At 66.5% G+C, this 15,591-nt stretch carries 13 protein-coding genes; 8 read left to right on the forward strand and 5 right to left on the reverse strand.

Translation table 11 applies throughout. The features are described 5' to 3' along the window. Nucleotides 1-458: 458 nt before the first annotated feature. From kduI to ABQZ09_RS11840, 4 genes are all read left to right on the forward strand, one after another. Nucleotides 459-1,313 carry a 5-dehydro-4-deoxy-D-glucuronate isomerase gene (gene kduI / locus ABQZ09_RS11825; RefSeq protein ID WP_047695036.1) on the forward strand — a complete coding sequence of 285 codons (855 nt, stop codon included), beginning with the start codon at nt 459-461 and terminating at the stop codon, nt 1,311-1,313. A 145-nt stretch (nt 1,314-1,458) separates the two neighbouring features. Next, complete coding sequence (gene kduD, locus ABQZ09_RS11830) at nt 1,459-2,214, forward strand: 2-dehydro-3-deoxy-D-gluconate 5-dehydrogenase KduD (RefSeq protein WP_039407056.1); 756 nt, start codon at nt 1,459-1,461, stop codon at nt 2,212-2,214. A 285-nt stretch (nt 2,215-2,499) separates the two neighbouring features. Next, a complete protein-coding gene (locus tag ABQZ09_RS11835) occupies nt 2,500-3,162 on the forward strand; it encodes an RpiB/LacA/LacB family sugar-phosphate isomerase (RefSeq protein WP_039566719.1) in 663 nt (220 codons plus the stop codon). Nucleotides 3,163-3,451: 289 nt separating this feature from the next. Next, complete coding sequence (locus ABQZ09_RS11840) at nt 3,452-4,570, forward strand: GDSL-type esterase/lipase family protein (RefSeq protein WP_349776959.1); 1,119 nt, start codon at nt 3,452-3,454, stop codon at nt 4,568-4,570. A gap of 159 nt (nt 4,571-4,729) precedes the next feature. On the opposite strand, the gene ABQZ09_RS11845 is transcribed toward ABQZ09_RS11840, so the two are convergent. Both ABQZ09_RS11845 and phhA read right to left on the reverse strand, forming a co-directional pair. Further along, nucleotides 4,730-5,374, reverse strand: coding sequence for a DMP19 family protein (locus ABQZ09_RS11845; protein ID WP_039407065.1), 645 nt, complete (start codon nt 5,372-5,374; stop codon nt 4,730-4,732). A 140-nt stretch (nt 5,375-5,514) separates the two neighbouring features. Beyond that, complete coding sequence (gene phhA / locus ABQZ09_RS11850) at nt 5,515-6,405, reverse strand: phenylalanine 4-monooxygenase (RefSeq protein ID WP_349776960.1); 891 nt, start codon at nt 6,403-6,405, stop codon at nt 5,515-5,517. Nucleotides 6,406-6,533: 128 nt separating this feature from the next. Between phhA and ABQZ09_RS11855 the strand changes: the two genes are divergently transcribed. Beyond that, on the forward strand, nt 6,534-7,016 hold the full coding sequence (locus tag ABQZ09_RS11855) for an Lrp/AsnC family transcriptional regulator (protein ID WP_039566292.1): 483 nt from the start codon (nt 6,534-6,536) through the stop codon (nt 7,014-7,016). A gap of 503 nt (nt 7,017-7,519) precedes the next feature. After that, nucleotides 7,520-9,721 (forward strand): TonB-dependent siderophore receptor, encoded by a 2,202-nt coding sequence (locus ABQZ09_RS11860; protein ID WP_349776961.1) that lies wholly within the window; start codon nt 7,520-7,522, stop codon nt 9,719-9,721. A gap of 342 nt (nt 9,722-10,063) precedes the next feature. Here the strand turns inward: ABQZ09_RS11860 and ABQZ09_RS11865 are convergent, their stop codons facing one another. The 3 genes from ABQZ09_RS11865 to ABQZ09_RS11875 all read right to left on the reverse strand — a co-directional run bounded on the left by ABQZ09_RS11865 (nt 10,064) and on the right by ABQZ09_RS11875 (nt 13,829). Beyond that, nucleotides 10,064-11,101 carry a patatin-like phospholipase family protein gene (locus ABQZ09_RS11865; protein ID WP_228889998.1) on the reverse strand — a complete coding sequence of 346 codons (1,038 nt, stop codon included), beginning with the start codon at nt 11,099-11,101 and terminating at the stop codon, nt 10,064-10,066. 471 nt (nt 11,102-11,572) lie between these two features. Continuing rightward, entirely contained in the window at nt 11,573-12,583 is a 1,011-nt protein-coding gene (locus tag ABQZ09_RS11870) for a TIGR00266 family protein (protein WP_039407083.1), read from the reverse strand. Between the two features lie 409 nt (nt 12,584-12,992). Beyond that, nucleotides 12,993-13,829, reverse strand: coding sequence for an ABC transporter ATP-binding protein (locus ABQZ09_RS11875; protein ID WP_039407086.1), 837 nt, complete (start codon nt 13,827-13,829; stop codon nt 12,993-12,995). Nucleotides 13,830-13,976: 147 nt separating this feature from the next. On the opposite strand from ABQZ09_RS11875, the gene ABQZ09_RS11880 reads away from it, so the two are divergent. Together ABQZ09_RS11880 and ABQZ09_RS11885 are read left to right on the forward strand one after the other, a co-directional pair. Continuing rightward, on the forward strand, nt 13,977-15,182 hold the full coding sequence (locus tag ABQZ09_RS11880) for a DesA family fatty acid desaturase (protein ID WP_349777045.1): 1,206 nt from the start codon (nt 13,977-13,979) through the stop codon (nt 15,180-15,182). Continuing rightward, a complete protein-coding gene (locus ABQZ09_RS11885) occupies nt 15,172-15,582 on the forward strand; it encodes an EF-hand domain-containing protein (protein WP_349776962.1) in 411 nt (136 codons plus the stop codon). The genes ABQZ09_RS11880 and ABQZ09_RS11885 overlap by 11 nt, the downstream gene beginning before the upstream one ends. The last annotated feature ends 9 nt before the right edge of the window (nt 15,583-15,591 follow it).

Here is a 15,591-nt window from a genome sequence, read left to right on the forward strand (position 1 = left end):
AAAGCCAAACCGTAAGCCTTGGTAGGAGGTCCACATAAGCCTCTACCCGACCACCAGGCTACGCCCCCAAACACCACGCGCAGCCTCGTACCCTCATCCGGCGCTGCGCGCCACCTTCTCCCGACGGGAGAAGGGGTTAAAAGCCCCTCTCCCGCCGGCGGGAGAGGGGTTGGGGTGAGGGCAAGGCGGCAGACAGCCATCCAAAAAAGCCAAGCCGTAAGCCTTGGTAGGAGGTCCACATAAGCCTCTGCCCGACCAACCAAACCGCGCACCCGAACACCATGCGCAGACTCGTACCCTCATCCGGCGCTACGCGCCACCTTCTCCCGACGGGAGAAGGGCAAGCCGGCGCACGGCTCAACCTCCATCTTGCACTGCGCAATGACACCGGTTAACCAGAGCCGGTAGACTACCCCGGTGCAAGCCCTCTTTCCCCTTGCTTGCTCCGGAGATCGCGCATGTCCCTGTACTGCAAGACCCACTACGCCACCCACCCGGACGCCATCAAGGGCGCCAGCAACGACGACCTGCGCGAGCTGTATCTGCTCGACGGCCTGTTCGTCGACGGTGCGGTGACCCTCAAATACACCCACTACGAGCGCTTCGTGCTCGGTGGCGCCGCACCCCTGGGCACCGCAGTGGAGCTGCCCAAGCAGACCGAGCCGGCGTCGGCCGCCGGTCACGCGTTCCTGGAGCGCCGCGAGCTGGGCGTGATCAACGTCGGCGCGGGCGCCGGCACCGTGACCGTGGACGGCACCGCCTACACGCTGGGGCCGAAGGACGGCCTGTACGTGGCGATGGGCAGTACCGATGTCAGCTTCGCCTCGGACGATGCCGCCAACCCGGCCAAGTTCTACCTGGCCTCGACACCGGCGCATGCGCGCTTCGAGACCAAGCAGCTGTCGATCAAGGATGCGGTGGCGCTGGACCGCGGCGCGCTGGAAACCAGCAACGAGCGCACCATCTACCAGTACATCGTGCCGGCCACCTGCCAGTCCTCGCAGCTGCTGCTGGGGCTGACCGTGCTCAAGCCGGGCAGCGTCTGGAACACCATGCCGCCGCATCTGCACGACCGCCGCAGCGAGGTGTATTTCTATTTCGACCTCGGCGCCAACGACCGCGTGTACCACTTCATGGGCGAGCCCGACGCGCAGCGCCACATCGTGATCCAGAACAACGAAGCGGTGGTGTCGCCGCCGTGGTCCATCCACATGGGCGCCGGCACCAGCAATTACGCCTTCATCTGGGCGATGGGCGGCGAAAACCTGGATTACACCGACATGCACGTGCTGGACATCTGCCAGCTCAAATAAGTTTTCGTTTCAGCAAGGCCGGCACCACGGCGTCGCCTCGGTCGCGCTAGGCGCCGGCACTGCACCCGTTTGAACAATGCAATCGGCCGCGCATCGCGCGGTTCACTCACCACATCACGGCACATCCAGCAGGAGCGACAAGGTAATGAGCAATCCGTTCAGTCTCGAAGGCAAGGTCGCACTGGTCACCGGTGCCAACACGGGTTTGGGCCAGGGCATCGCGCTGGCACTGGCGCAGGCCGGCGCCGACATCGCCGCCGCCGGCATCCAGGCGCCCACCGAGACCGAACAGAAGGTCAAGGCGCTGGGCCGCCGCTTCCTCGCCATCGAAGCCAACCTGATCAGCATCGAACCGGTGCAGCGCATCGTCGACGAGACCATCGCCGGGCTGGGCGGGCTGGACATCCTGGTCAACAACGCCGGCCTGATCCGCCGCACCGACGCGGTCGATTTCAGCGAGCAGGATTGGGACGACGTGCTCAACGTCAACCTGAAGTCGGCGTTCTTCATGGCGCAGGCCGCCGGCCGCCACTTCATCGCCCAGGGCCGCGGCAAGATCATCAACATCGCCTCGATGCTGTCGTTCCAGGGCGGCATCCGGGTGCCGTCCTACACCGCCAGCAAGTCCGGCATTGCCGGCATCACCCGCCTGCTCGCCAACGAATGGGCCAGCAAGGGCGTGACCACCAATGCCATCGCGCCGGGCTACATGGCCACCGACAACACCGCGCAGCTGCGTGCCGACCAGGATCGCAACAAGGCCATCCTCGATCGCATCCCGGCCGCGCGCTGGGGCGAGCCGTCCGACCTTGGCGGCACTGCCGTGTTCCTGGCCAGCAGCGCCTCGGATTACGTCAATGGCGCCATCATCCCGGTCGACGGCGGCTGGCTGGCACGCTGATCCAGATCGCACGGCGATGGCGCGCACCGTCCAGCGCGCGCCGCCGCCCCTGGTGCTGCTGCGATGTAGTGTCCTTCTCCCGCCTGCGGGAGAAGGTGCCCGAAGGGCGGATGAGGGCAGCCCCGCCCGCAACCGCAATCAACGGCGCGCAGCGTGTTGGTCACGTCTTGGTTATCTCTAGCGCCAACGCCCCGGACGGGCAGCGCAACCGAAAACGCCTCGCGGCGGCACCATCGCCTTCATCTTTTCCCGAACCACTCTTCCCCAACCAATCGGAGCATTTCCATGAAAATCGCACTCATGAATGAGTTTAGCCAGGCCGCCAAGAACCCGGTGATCCTGCAGCAGCTCAACGATGTCGCCAGCGAGCAGGGCCATAGCGTCTTCAACGTCGGCATGGACGGCGACAACGACCACCGCCTGACCTACATCCACCTGGGCATCGTCGCCAGCCTCCTGCTGAATTCCAAGGCCGTGGACTTCGTGGTCGCCGGCTGCGGCACCGGCCAGGGCGCCATGATGTCGCTCAACGCGCACCCGGGCGTGTTCTGCGGCTACTGCATCGAGCCGACCGACGCCTACCTGTTCGCGCAGGTCAACAACGGCAACGCGCTGTCGCTGGCATTCGCCAAGGGCTACGGCTGGGGCGCGGAAATCAACGTGCGCTACATCTTCGAAAAGGCCTTCAGCGGCGAGCGCGGCCTGGGCTACCCGGCCGAACGTCGCGAATCGCAGGCCGCCAACGCCGGCATCCTGACCCAGGTCAAGCAGGCCACCGCCAAGTCCTACCTCGACGGCCTGCGCGCCATCGACCCGGAGCTGATCAAGCAGGCCATCGGCGGCGAGCGTTTCCAGCAGTGCTTCTTCGACAACGCCCAGGATGCGGAAATCCGCAACTTCGTCGCCGGTGTACTGGGCAAGCCCGAAGCTGCAGCTGCCGCCGCGTAACTAGCAAACGCGCTTGAGCCCCTCTCCCGCCGGGGCGAGAAGGTACCGCTTGCGCGCCATTGGCGCGCGTACCTTGGAGCCCCCGCGCTGCTAGCGCGGGCAGGGGCGCGGAGCGGGGGCTGGGGTGAGGGGACGGCGGCAGACAGCAACCCCAAACGGGGAAGGCTTGGACGACAGCAGCGCCGTCCAATAGGTCCAATGCAGTCGCACCCTCATCCGCCCTTCGGGCACCTTCTCCCAAAGGGAGAAGGAACAGCGCTGTGCACTTACCACCTCCCCGGAGCCCACCATGCGTCTGCTGCTGTTCGCATCGCTGCTGCTCTTTGCAAGCATCGCCCACACCGCACCCCACCACATCTTCATCGCCGGCGATTCCACCGCCGCCGACTACGGCCCGGAGCGCGCGCCGCAAGCCGGCTGGGGCCAACTGCTGCAGGAGTGGTTCGACCCGGCGCAGTGGCAGGTGCATAACCACGCCAAGGGCGGCCGCAGCACGCGCAGTTTCATCGCCGAAGGGCGCCTGGATGCCATCGCAAAAGAATTGCAACGCGGCGACATCCTGCTGATCCAGTTCGGCCACAACGACGCCAAGCGCGAAGATCCCACGCGCTACACCGATCCCACCACCGACTACGTGCAGTTCCTGCGCCGCTACATCGCCACCGCACGCGACACCGGCGCCACCCCGATCCTGATCACCCCGGCCGCACGTCTGCTCTACGACTTCGGCGCGCTGCTCGACACGCACGGCCGCTACACCCTGGCGATGCAGCAACTGGCCGCCGAAGAACGCGTGGCCCTGATCGATCTCAACGCCAGCTCCAGCGACTGGATCCGCGCACTCGGCGAACAAGCCGCCAAACCGTATTTCCTGTTCGTGCCCAAACAACACAAGGCCGACGGCACCCACTTCAGCCGCGCCGGTGCCACCGCCATCGCCTGCCTGGTCGTGCACGGCTGGATGCAACTGCAGCCCGAGCTCAAGACGCAACTACGCCGCGATGCCGACTGCGGCGCAGCACCCGACACCGCCGCCCGACGCACCGCACAGGCGCATCCCTCGCTGGTGCTGCACGAACGCGATCTCGCCCGCGAGCAACCCGGCCCGCACGGCGGCGCCGGCCCCACCACGGCCTACCCATTCTTCGCAGACGCGCCGGAGCTGAAGTTCGTGCTGCGCAAGCGCGTGCTGCACAAGGGCGCCGGCATCGGCCTGCACCTGCACGACAAGGACGAGGTTTATTACATCGTCAGCGGCCGCGGCTTGTACGCGCTGGATGGCAAGCAGTACGACGTCAGCGCCGGCGATGCGCTACTGACGCGGCCTGGCAGCACGCATGCCTTGCAGCAGATCGGTGAGGAACCGCTAGTGCTGCTGCTGGCCTACACGCAGACGCCGAAAAAATAACCGGCGTAAAGCCGACCAGGTGACGTCATCGGTCGACGACTCCACGCGCGCGTTGAGCGGTGAGTTGAACCAGCCAGGCGTACCACGGCGATCGGCAAGCTGCAGGTCCACAGCCGGCGATGCAGTACCTGCATGCAGCAGGCAGCAAGAGCAAAGCCCTCAGGCCTTGTCCACGCCGTAATGCGTCAGGCCCAGGCGCGCCAGGTCGCCGAGGCGGCGGTAATACACCTCTTCCCACCCCTGCACGCGCTGGCGGTCGGCCTCGTTCATGGCGTCGAGGATGTCTTCGATGCTCAGCAGGTCCGGGTCTTCTTCCAGCCGTTCGAACACCGCGCCCAGCCCTTCGATGGCCTGCCGCGTCTGCGCTGCGCCCATGGCCGCCAGGCCGCGCAGTGCATCGCTGCGGGTGGCCGCATCCCAGCGGTCGAAATAGCGCGCATAGCCGCTTTCGCTCATGTCCGCATCCAGCCGGGCCAGTGCGATCAGCTCACGTTCGCCCGGCGTCAGCGCGTCCAGGCGTCCACGCAGCGTGGCCAGTTTTGCCTGCGCGCGTGCAGCGCGCCGGCGCCACAGCAGCTCGGGCATGTGGAGCAGGCCTTCCGGCGTGGGTGGTGCGATCGCCGGCCAGTTCACCCCGAAGCCGTCGTCGGTGAGTTGCCATTGCGCACGCTGCGGCGGTGTCGCCTTGAGCAACAGGCGATGGGCCTGGATGGGCTCATCGATGCGGATGCCGTTGGCCAGGGTGAACAGCAGGCGGGTGTCGTCCAGCTCCAAGCGCCGGATACGCAGATGCGTCAGGTCCATCGAGCGAAGGCGGTGTGGGGAGGCTTGACCTTAGTCCGCAGTGGCAGCGGTGTCGAGTCGGTGTGCCTCACATCGCAGCGCCAACACCATGCATCGCCTTACGCTGCCGCAGCAGGCAGCACGTGACTTCAGCTTGTGCCTCACACGTCGCCGTCGCGGCTCCAGCCCTCGCCGGTGCCGCGCTGGAACGCCAGATCGCTTGGCAGCACATCGCCGGCCGGCACCTGTGCCTGCTGGGCGAGATCGGCGTAGATCGGGGTGAAGTCGGGCGCTGTGGCCTCCATCAATTGCGCAAAGCTGTCGATGACGAAATAGGTCTTCTGGAAGCTGTCGATGCGGTAGCGGGTGCGCATGATGCGCTGCAGATCAAAGCCAATACGATTGGGTGCAGCCGACTCCAGCGAGTACAGCGACTCGCCCTTGGACGAGACGATGCCGGCGCCGTAGATCCGCAGCCCCTGCGCGGTCTTGATCAGGCCGAACTCCACCGTGTACCAGTACAGCCGCGTCAGGTTCTGCAGCGCGTCCGCGCCGATGCCATGCGCCTTGACCCCGCCACGGCCATAGGCCTGCATGAAGTCGGCAAACAGCGGGTTCATCAGCAGCGGCACGTGCCCGAGCAGGTCATGGAACAGATCCGGTTCGGCGATGTAGTCGATCTGGTCTGGCCGGCGGATCCACCACGTCACCGGAAAACGCTTGTTGGCCAGGTGATCGAAGAAATCCAGCTCCGGCAGTAGGCCTTCCACCCCCACCAGGGTCCAGCCCGTCGCCGCCTGCAGCACGGCGTTGAGCGCGTCGAAGCGTGGAATCTGCCGATCGTCCATGCCCATCGCGTCCTGCGCCTGCAGGAACTCATCGCAGGCGCGGCCCACCAGCAACTCGCGCTGGCGGCGATAAAGCGTGCCCCAGGTGGCATGGTCGTCGCTGCTGTACCCGTCCCACGGCTGGTTGACCACTGCGGTCGTGTAGACCGGCACGTAGCCCTTGTCGGTGAGCTGGTTTTCGACGCGGCGCGGGGCAGTGTTCATGCGGTAGAAATCCCATGGCGGCAGCTCTTCACCTTATCCCGATCGCGACGCAAGAGGCTTGCGAACCTTGCGTGCCGCGACCGGTTGCGCGCAAGATTCGTGCGTCTGAATCTGCTGCTGCGCAACATATGGACCAGCCAATTGCCCTGGACCGCACCGATCTGCGGTTGCTTGCCCTCCTGCAGACGCAGGGGCGCACCAGCAATGCCGAGCTCGCCATGCAGGTGAACCTGTCGGCCTCGGCCTGCCTGCGCCGCACGCAGCGACTGGAGGCGGCCGGCATCATCGCCGGCTACGGTGCGCGTCTGGATGCCCGCGCGCTGGGGCTGGGCCTGCAGGCCTTTGTGCGGGTGCAGCTGGAACAGCATGGCCAGGCCGATATCGACCGGTTCGCCGATGGGGTGCGCGGTTGGGACGAGGTGGTGGCGTGCTGGGCCCTGACCGGCGACATGGATTATCTGCTGCAGGTGCAGGTACGCGACCTGGAGCATTTTTCGCGGTTCCTGCTGGATCGCCTGCTCAATGCCACCGGCGTGTCGGACGTCAATTCCAGTTTCGTGCTGCGCACGGTCAAGGCGCCGGAAGGGCTGCCGCTGTCGCATCTGGGCTGAGCAGGCGCACTGCGCTGGCGAGTCGCTGGCGGGCCCTCCACGTTGTTTCCAACGCGCTGTGCGCCGCGTTGGCCACGTTCGCGCTTGCGTGGCTGCGGTTGGGAGCCGTCCTTCGTCGTCATCCACACCACCGGTGTCCCCCATGGCCGCGTCTTTCGGCAGCGTGAGCGCGTTACCAGCACGCGCATTGTCACCGCCGGCGCCGGTGACCTGGCCGGATGCGCCGTCGTGTTCGCCACGCCGCGGCGTGTGTCTTGATGCACGACGCGCGTTGCCGAACCATTGACGGCTCGCCACGATCAAGCGACCCCAACCGCGCCGCACTTGCCGTAGAAACGATAACGATTTACATTTGCGTAACGTCTGGCCGGCTCCGGCCATGTCCTCTCGTCGATCCGCCAGCCTTTGCCAGGCCAGCCAGCCATCGCCTGAGCAGGACGCTGACACATGACTGCCTCCCTGCTGCCGCGCCACGGCGTGCGCCCACGATCGATGAGAGACCGATGCTTGCATTGCCCCATTCCCTGACCACGCTGTCTGTCGCCCTGCTGTGCGCGCTGAGCTTGCCGGCCCCGGTGCACGCAGCCGACCTGGCCGATGCCAAGACGCTCGACCAGGTCAACGTCAACGGCACGGTGAGCCGCGCGCAACCGGCCACCACCACGCGCCTGCCGCTGACCCTGCAGGAAACGCCGCAGTCGGTGAGCGTGATCGGGCTGCAGCGCCTGGAAGACGAATCGCTGTTCAGCATCGACGATGTGATGCGCAATGTGACTGGCGTCAACGTGTCGTTCTACGACACCCAGCGCCCGCTGTACTTTGCGCGCGGCTTCCAGATCACCGATTTCCAGGTCGACGGCCTGCCGACCTATAGCGGGGCGACCAATCAGGAATACGACACGGTCTTCTACGACCGCATCGAAGTGATCCGCGGCGCCAATGGCCTGCTCACCGGCGCGGGCATTCCTTCGGCCACGGTGAACCTGCTGCGCAAGCGCCCGGGCAAGGACTTCGATGCGTCGTTTGCGGTGAGCGCGGGCACCTGGGATTTCCGCCGCATGCAGGCCGACGTCAATGCACCGCTGACCGAAGATGGGCGTTTTCGCAGCCGTGTGGTGGCCGCCTGGCAGGACCGCGATTACTACTACGACCGCTACCACGACAACAAGATGTCCGGCATGGCGGTGCTGGAAGGCGACCTGACCGACAGCACGACGCTCACCGTGGGCTACCAGCGCCAGGACAACAGCCCGGTCGGCTCGACCTGGGGCACGGTGCCGTTCTTCGCCGCCGACGGATCGTTGGCCAATCTGCCGCGCTCCACCAACATGGCACCGGAGTGGACGCGCTGGCAGCGCGAAACCAGCACCGCCTTCGCCAACCTGGAACAGCGCTTTGGCGAGGACTGGCTGCTGCGCGTCAACTACGCCCATACCAAGGGGCAGGTGCAGAACATGCGCGTCTACGGCACCGGCTATCCGGCGGCCGATGGCAGCGGCATCTTCCTGCGCACAGCGGCCGGCGAAACCGAGGATGTCCGCGACAGCGTGGACGTGTACCTATCGGGCGGGTTTTCGCTGTTTGGCCGCCAGCACGATGTGGTCGTCGGCGGTAGCTGGCAGGATCTGCAGTCCACCGCGTACCCCACCGCGCAGACCTATCCGGATGACTGGGCCACCTGCATCAGCCCGACCGGGGGGCGTGAGCGCTGCTATTTCATTCCGGACATCCGCAACTGGAACGGCGACATTTCCGAGGTGACCTATGCGCGCAACGGCCGGCGCAATGAAGCGCGCACCACGCAACGTGGCGTGTACGCCTCCACCCGCTTCCGTCTGGCCGAGCCGCTGTCGCTGATCGCCGGGGCACGCCTGAGCACCTGGCAGACCCGCACCCAGGCCTTCAGCGCCAGTGGCAGCTATACCGGCACCAGCGGCCGCTACAAGGTGAGCGACGAAGTCACCCCGTATGTGGGTCTGGTCTACGACATCGTGCCCGACGTCTCGGTCTACGCCAGCTACACCGAGATCTTCAATCCGCAGAACTACCGCGACAAGGACAACAACCTGCTCGCGCCGGTGGAAGGCTCCAATCTGGAAGCCGGCATCAAGGCGCAATTGCTCGACGGCCGCGCGATGGCCACCGCCGCCGTGTTCGAAGCCAAGCAGGACAACTTCGCGGTGCGCGACATGACCCAACCGGAAGGCGCATTGCCCGATGGTACTTCCGCCTTCATCGGCGTGGACGGCACCAAGAGTCGTGGCTGGGAAGTGGATTTAAACGGTGAGATTCTGCCGGGCTGGACGGTCAACGGTGGCTACACGCACGTCAAGGTGACGCGGGCGCCGACCGATGCGATCTACGCCAATCTGCCGGAGGACTATCTGCAGCTATCCACCCAGGTGCGCCTGCCCGGCGCCTGGGACCGCCTGAGCATCGGCGGTGGCATCAGCTGGCAGAGCGCGGTGCGCGGTTTCAATATCGCGCGCCCCATCGGCGACGGCAGCGGCGCCACCACGCCGGTCACGGTGGTGCAGAACCCGTACGCGCTGGTGCATTTCAACGCCAACTACCGCATCAGCGATCAATGGACCGCCACGCTGGCGGTGCGCAACGCCTTCGACAAGACCTACTGGGCGAATCTGGATTATCAGAACTACGGCGAGCCGCGGTTCATCAGCGTGTCATTGCGTTGGCGGTATTGAGGTCGATGGCGATGCATGAGCCTGAGTGAAACACCGGGCTGGGTGGCGCGCATTGCCGTGCGATGCGCGTCGCGGTCATCGGGACGGCAGCGCGACCAGGGTCGCTCCTGCCAAAGCAGTGCAGTGACAAGGCGCTGCAGGAGCGGCCCTGGCCGCGATGCCGTCTCGATAACGCCTGGGCCCTCGAGCGCCCACGACATCCAGCGGCCGCACATTCCGCAGCTACACGCGACTCTCCAGCGCGCGCGACGGCCATCACCGGCAAACTCCTGGCGCGCTCGCGTGCCCTGGCAACAGCCGCCTCCGGCGGCCGATCCACCCATCCAGCTCGGCGTGGCCGCGTCACGGTGCCACGCAGGCCTCGTCCTTGCCGCGTAGTTTTTCCCAGCGCGAGCGTTGTTCCAGGCAGCGCTCGTAGGCCTGCTGCCTTGCTGCCCTGGCCTGATCGGCCGCCGTGCGCGTGGCACTGCTGCGCGCGGCCTGCAGCTGCGCAATCTTGGCGCGAATCTGCGGCATTACCGCCATGGCGGCGCGTTCGCCTTCCAGGATCGCAGCGCTGCGCTGGTTGAAATCGGCCGAGCCGATCTCGTTGACCTTGGGGCGTACCACCACGTCCGCGCGCTTGAGTTCGGCCTCGCCCAGGCGCTGGCCCATGATCGAGATGGACTGGTTCACCGTGCCCAGCAGGTCGCCCGGATTCTTGCCGCTGGCCTTGCTGGAGATATCCACCGCCACCACGAACTCCGCGCCGAGCTGGCGTGCGGCATCCACCGGCACCGGGCTGACCACGCCGCCATCGACGAAGTGGGACTGCCCGATGGTCACCGGCTCGAACACGCCGGGAATACTGCTGGACGCACGCACCGCCTGGCCGGCATTGCCGCGCACGAACACCGTGCGCTCGCCATCTTCCAGGCGCGTGGCCACGGCGGCAAACGGCTTGCGTAACTTTTCGATCGGCTTGCCGCCCAACTGGTCGTTGACGTAGTCCTGCAGCTTCTGGCCCTGTACCAGGCCGCCGGAAAACAGCCGCACGTCGCGGATGCTGGTCTGGTCCAGCGCCACCGCCTTTTCCTGCATGTCGAAGGCCGTCATGCCGCTGGCATACAGCGCGCCGACCACGCTGCCGGCGCTAGTGCCGGATACCACCACCGGGGCAAACCCGTTGGCTTCGAGCATCTTGATCACGCCGATATGCGCAAAGCCCTTGACGGCGCCGCCGCCGAGCGCGATCCCGATCTTGACCGGTTTGGCTGCCGTCGCCGACGGCGGCTGCACCACCGGCGCGGGCAGGGCCGGGCGTGGCTCGCCACCGCAGGCCGAGAGCAGACCGAGCAGGGACAACAGGGCAAGCGAGCGGGGGCGGCGAAGCGCAGTCATGGCGAAAACGTCGATGGGAAAGGCGAGGGAGAATACACGCGCGCTGCCACTGCTGCTGCAGTGATTGGCGTGGGTGGCGCTAATTCAAAACGGCATCATCTGCAGGCCTTGCATTCCCTTCTCCCACCGGGACATTGTCCCCCTTCATGGGGGAGAAGGTGCCCCGTAGTGGCGGATGAGGGTACGCGCGAAGCTTCGTGCATCCATTCCGAAGAATGGCTTCGCCCCGCACCCTCACTCCAACCCCTCTCCCGCAGGAGAGGGGCTTTGATCCCCTTCTCCACCGGGACATTGTCCCCGTCATGGGGAGAAGGTGCCCCGCAGGGGCGGATGAGGGTGCGCCTCGGGCACCTGCCAGGGCCTGGAGTGACAAACGCGTCGCCACGCGCCTTGAGAAGTGACACGACGATTGCTTCGCCCCGCACCCTCACTCGCTAAATCACCACCACGCCAACCCGCCGCAGCGCCCACTCAGAACCGGTTATCCCCATCCAGCAGCCGGCCCAATCCGCCCAGCACCGAGCCTTCGCCGCGTTGCTGGCCGCCGGCTTGCGGAGCGGCCTGCAGCATGCGGCCGGCCATGCGCGAGAACGGCAGCGATTGCAGCCAGACCTTGCCCGGGCCGGTGAGGGTGGCCAGGAACACGCCTTCGCCGCCGAAGAACATGCTCTTCAACCCGGCCACGCGGCGCACGTCCATGTCCACGCCGGCGTGATAGGCCACCACGCAGCCGGTGTCCACATCGATACGCTCGCCGGGCGCCAGCTCGCGTTCCACCACGGTGCCACCGGCATGCACGAACACCCAGCCGTCGCCTTCGAGCTTCTGCATGATGAAACCCTCGCCGCCGAACAGGCCGGTCAGGATCTTGCGCTGGAAGGCGATGCCCAGCGACACGCCGCGCGCGCCGGCCAGGAAGCTGTCTTTCTGGCAGATCAACTGGCCACCATGCTCGGACAGCCGCAGCGCCAGCACCGTGCCCGGGTAGGGCGCGGCGAATGCGACCTTGGCCTTGCCGCTGCCGGCGTGGGTGAACACGGTGGTGAACATGCTCTCGCCGGTGACCACGCGCTTGCCGGCCGACAGCAGCTTGCCCATCAGCCCGCCACCGCCGCTCTGGCCGGCATGCGAGCCGTCGCCGAACACGGTGTCCATCTGCACTGCCGAATCCTTGTACATCAGCGCACCGGCCTCGGCGATGGCGCTCTCGCCCGGGTCCAGCTCGACCTCGACGAACTGCATGTCGTTGCCGACGATGCGGTAGTCGATCTCATCGGCGCGGCCAGCCGTGCCGGTCAGCGGTGGCGGCGCACTGCCGCCGCCCTGCAGTTCGGCCAGCTGACGGGCCGGGGTCCAGCCATCGAGCCCATCGCGCCAGGCCAGTGCGTCGGGTTGGCGCTGGGCGTATACGCGGGCGTTGGCAGCGTCGAGCGGGCCGATGCGTTCGGCCTGTCCGGGAACATGGAAATACCACTGGGCCATCGGGACGCCTCCTGTCTGTAGGTGCGGCGAGTCTAAGCGCAACCGCAGCGGCGGCGTCCCGTGTCCAAGGTCATGCGCTGGGTGCAGGTGGGCACGGCGGCGGGGCGTGCCACGCGCAGCACCGTGCATCGCAGGGCACGCAGCACATCCGCGCCACACACACGCGCATCGGCGTACAACGGTGCGATGCGAGCCATGGACCACCGCGCGCCAGCACGGACCGACATTGCGGCAAGACACGTTCACGCGCTTGTACCCAGGCAAGCCACCGTAGCCATCGGGAAACAGCGCGTATTGCAGCCGCGTCGGCTATCCACGCCGCGCGTGCGTGGCTACCGCACACACCGCAGATCCGCATCGGTGCCCGCTCGCGTCTGACAGGCAGGCGCACAGGAACACCCTGCAGCGCTCACTCCCCAACGCTCGCCCAATAGCGCTCGCCATCACGATGCACGCGCACCGGGCCATCGAACACCGCCGACAGGCTGGCATCGGTGAGCAGCGCATCACGCGCGCCATCGGCCACTACCTTGCCCGCGCGCAACAGGATCACCCGCGCGATCTCCGGCACGATCTCTTCGATGTGGTGGGTCACCAGCACCAGGGTGATGCCCTGGCGGGCGAGATGACGCATCGTGTCCAGCAGGTGCTGGCGCGCCACCAGATCCAGGCCGGTGGAGGGCTCGTCCAGCAACAGGGCGCGCGGGCGGTTGACCAGGGCGCGTGCGATCAGCACCCGGCGGGTTTCGCCGGCCGACAGCTCGGCAAACGGGCGGTCCAGCAACGGCAACGCCTGCGCCAACGCCAGTGCTTCGCGGGCACGGGCGCGCATGCCGTCGTCGATCTCCCGATGCGGCGGTACCACGTAGCTGGCGAAGAATCCGGACAGCACCGCGCTCTCCACATCCAGCCCCGGCATGTCGGCCAGGTTGACGCTCAGATCGCTGGTGACGATGCCCAGCTGCGAGCGCAACCGGTCCACCTGCCAGCGCGTCTGCCCCAGCACCTTGACCGAGGCCTGTCCGTCGCCGCGTGCCAGCGGATACAACTCGCGGGTGATGAGTTTGATGAAGGACGATTTGCCGCAGCCGTTGGGGCCCAGGATGGCGGTGTGCTGGCCCAGCGCGATGCGCAATTGCAATGCATGCAACACGCGAACCTGGCCGCGCATCACACTCGCCTGGTCGAGTTCGATCAACGCCGGCGCATCGGCGGGTACAGCAGCAACATCGGTAACAACAGTCATACGGAGGCATCAGGCAGTGGGAAGACAGACGTGTGAACCGCTTTAGAAATGTAGGGGCGACCCTACGCGTGCGAAGGGTGAAGTTTGCCGCGATCGCCCCCATCATGTCTGCATCGACCAACGAGATGCGCCGCCGTGGACCTGCCGATGTTGTCCGACCCGATCATCGACTTCCTGACCGCCGGCGTGGCCGGGCTGGGCGTGTGGGGCATGCTTGCAGTGCTACTGGCGTTCACCCAGCTCACCATCTTCTCGGTGACCTTGTACCTGCATCGCAGCCAGGCCCACCGCGGCGTGGATTTCCATCCGGTAGTGGCGCATTTCTTCCGCTTCTGGACCTGGCTCACCACCTCGATGATCACCCGCGAGTGGGTGGCGATCCATCGCAAGCATCACGCCAAGGTGGAGACCGAAGAAGACCCGCACAGCCCGCAGACCAAGGGCATTTCGCAGGTGTTCTGGCGTGGCGTGGAGCTGTACCGCGAGGCGCGCGCGCAGCGTGCCGACATCGAGCAGTACGGCAAGGGCGCACCCACCGACTGGATCGAGCGGCACCTGTATACCCCGCATGCCAATGCCGGCCCGGTCGCCTTGCTGGTGCTCAACACGGTGCTGTTCGGTCTGCCGGGCATCGCGCTGTGGGCGATCCAGATGGCGTGGATTCCGTTCTGGGCCGCCGGCGTGGTCAATGGCCTGGGCCATTGGTGGGGCTATCGCAATTTCGAATCCGCCGACACCTCCACCAACCTCACCCCGTGGGCGCTGTGGATCGGTGGCGAAGAACTGCACAACAACCACCACGCCTTCCCGAGTTCGGCGCGCTTTTCGATGCGGCGCTGGGAACTGGACATCGGCTGGATCGCCATCCGTGGATTGCAGGCCGTGGGTCTGGCCAAGGTGTTGCGCGTGGCGCCGTCGCTGGATATCCGCCCCAATATCGCCGTGCCCGATGCCGATACGCTCAAGGCGCTGTTGTCGCATCGCTTCCAGGCCATGACCGACTACCAGCGCAATGTGCTCAAGCCGGCGTTGCGCGACGAGGCCGCCGCCACCGGCGCCAAGCTGCGCGAGCTGTTGCCGCGACGCCTGCGCAAGGGCCTGGTCGACGACGGGCGCTGGCTCAAGCCGGATGCGCGCGCACAGTTGCAGGCGTGGGTGGCGCAACGCCCGCGCATGCGCACCTTGGTCGAGTACCGCGCGCGGCTCAGTGCGGTGCTGGAGGCCCGCAGCCACGACGCATCCGAGCGCCTGAAGCAGTTGCAGCAGTGGTGCCACGAGGCCGAAGCCAGCGGCAATGCAGCGCTGCAAGCCTACGCGGCGCGGCTCAAGGGTTATGCGCTGAGTGGGCCGTAAGCCCGGCGGCACGCGTGCTGCCGTGAGTGCGCGTGCGTTGCATCGTCTGGCGCCGCCTGCGCTGCTGATGGCCTGCGTTGTACTGGCCTGCCTTGTACTGGCGTGGGTGCCCGCAGCGCATGCCCAGGTGCAGGACAGCCAGGAGTATCTCAAGCGCATGGACAGCGATGGCGATGGCCGGGTCAGCCGCGATGAATATGTGGCCTGGATGAGTTACGCCTTCGATCAGCGCGATGCCGATCACGACGGCGTGCTGCAGGGCGAAGAGTTGCCCGGCCGCCGTGGCAAGCCGATTACCCGTACGGCGCACCGGGCCAGCCTGGTCGAGCGGTTTGCGCGGCAGGATGCCAATGGCGACGGCTATCTGAGCGCACGCGAGCTGCTGGCGCCGCCCCGCTGATGCCTACCT

Source organism: Xanthomonas sp. WHRI 6106, assembly GCF_040202405.1.
GTDB lineage: Bacteria > Pseudomonadota > Gammaproteobacteria > Xanthomonadales > Xanthomonadaceae > Xanthomonas > Xanthomonas cannabis.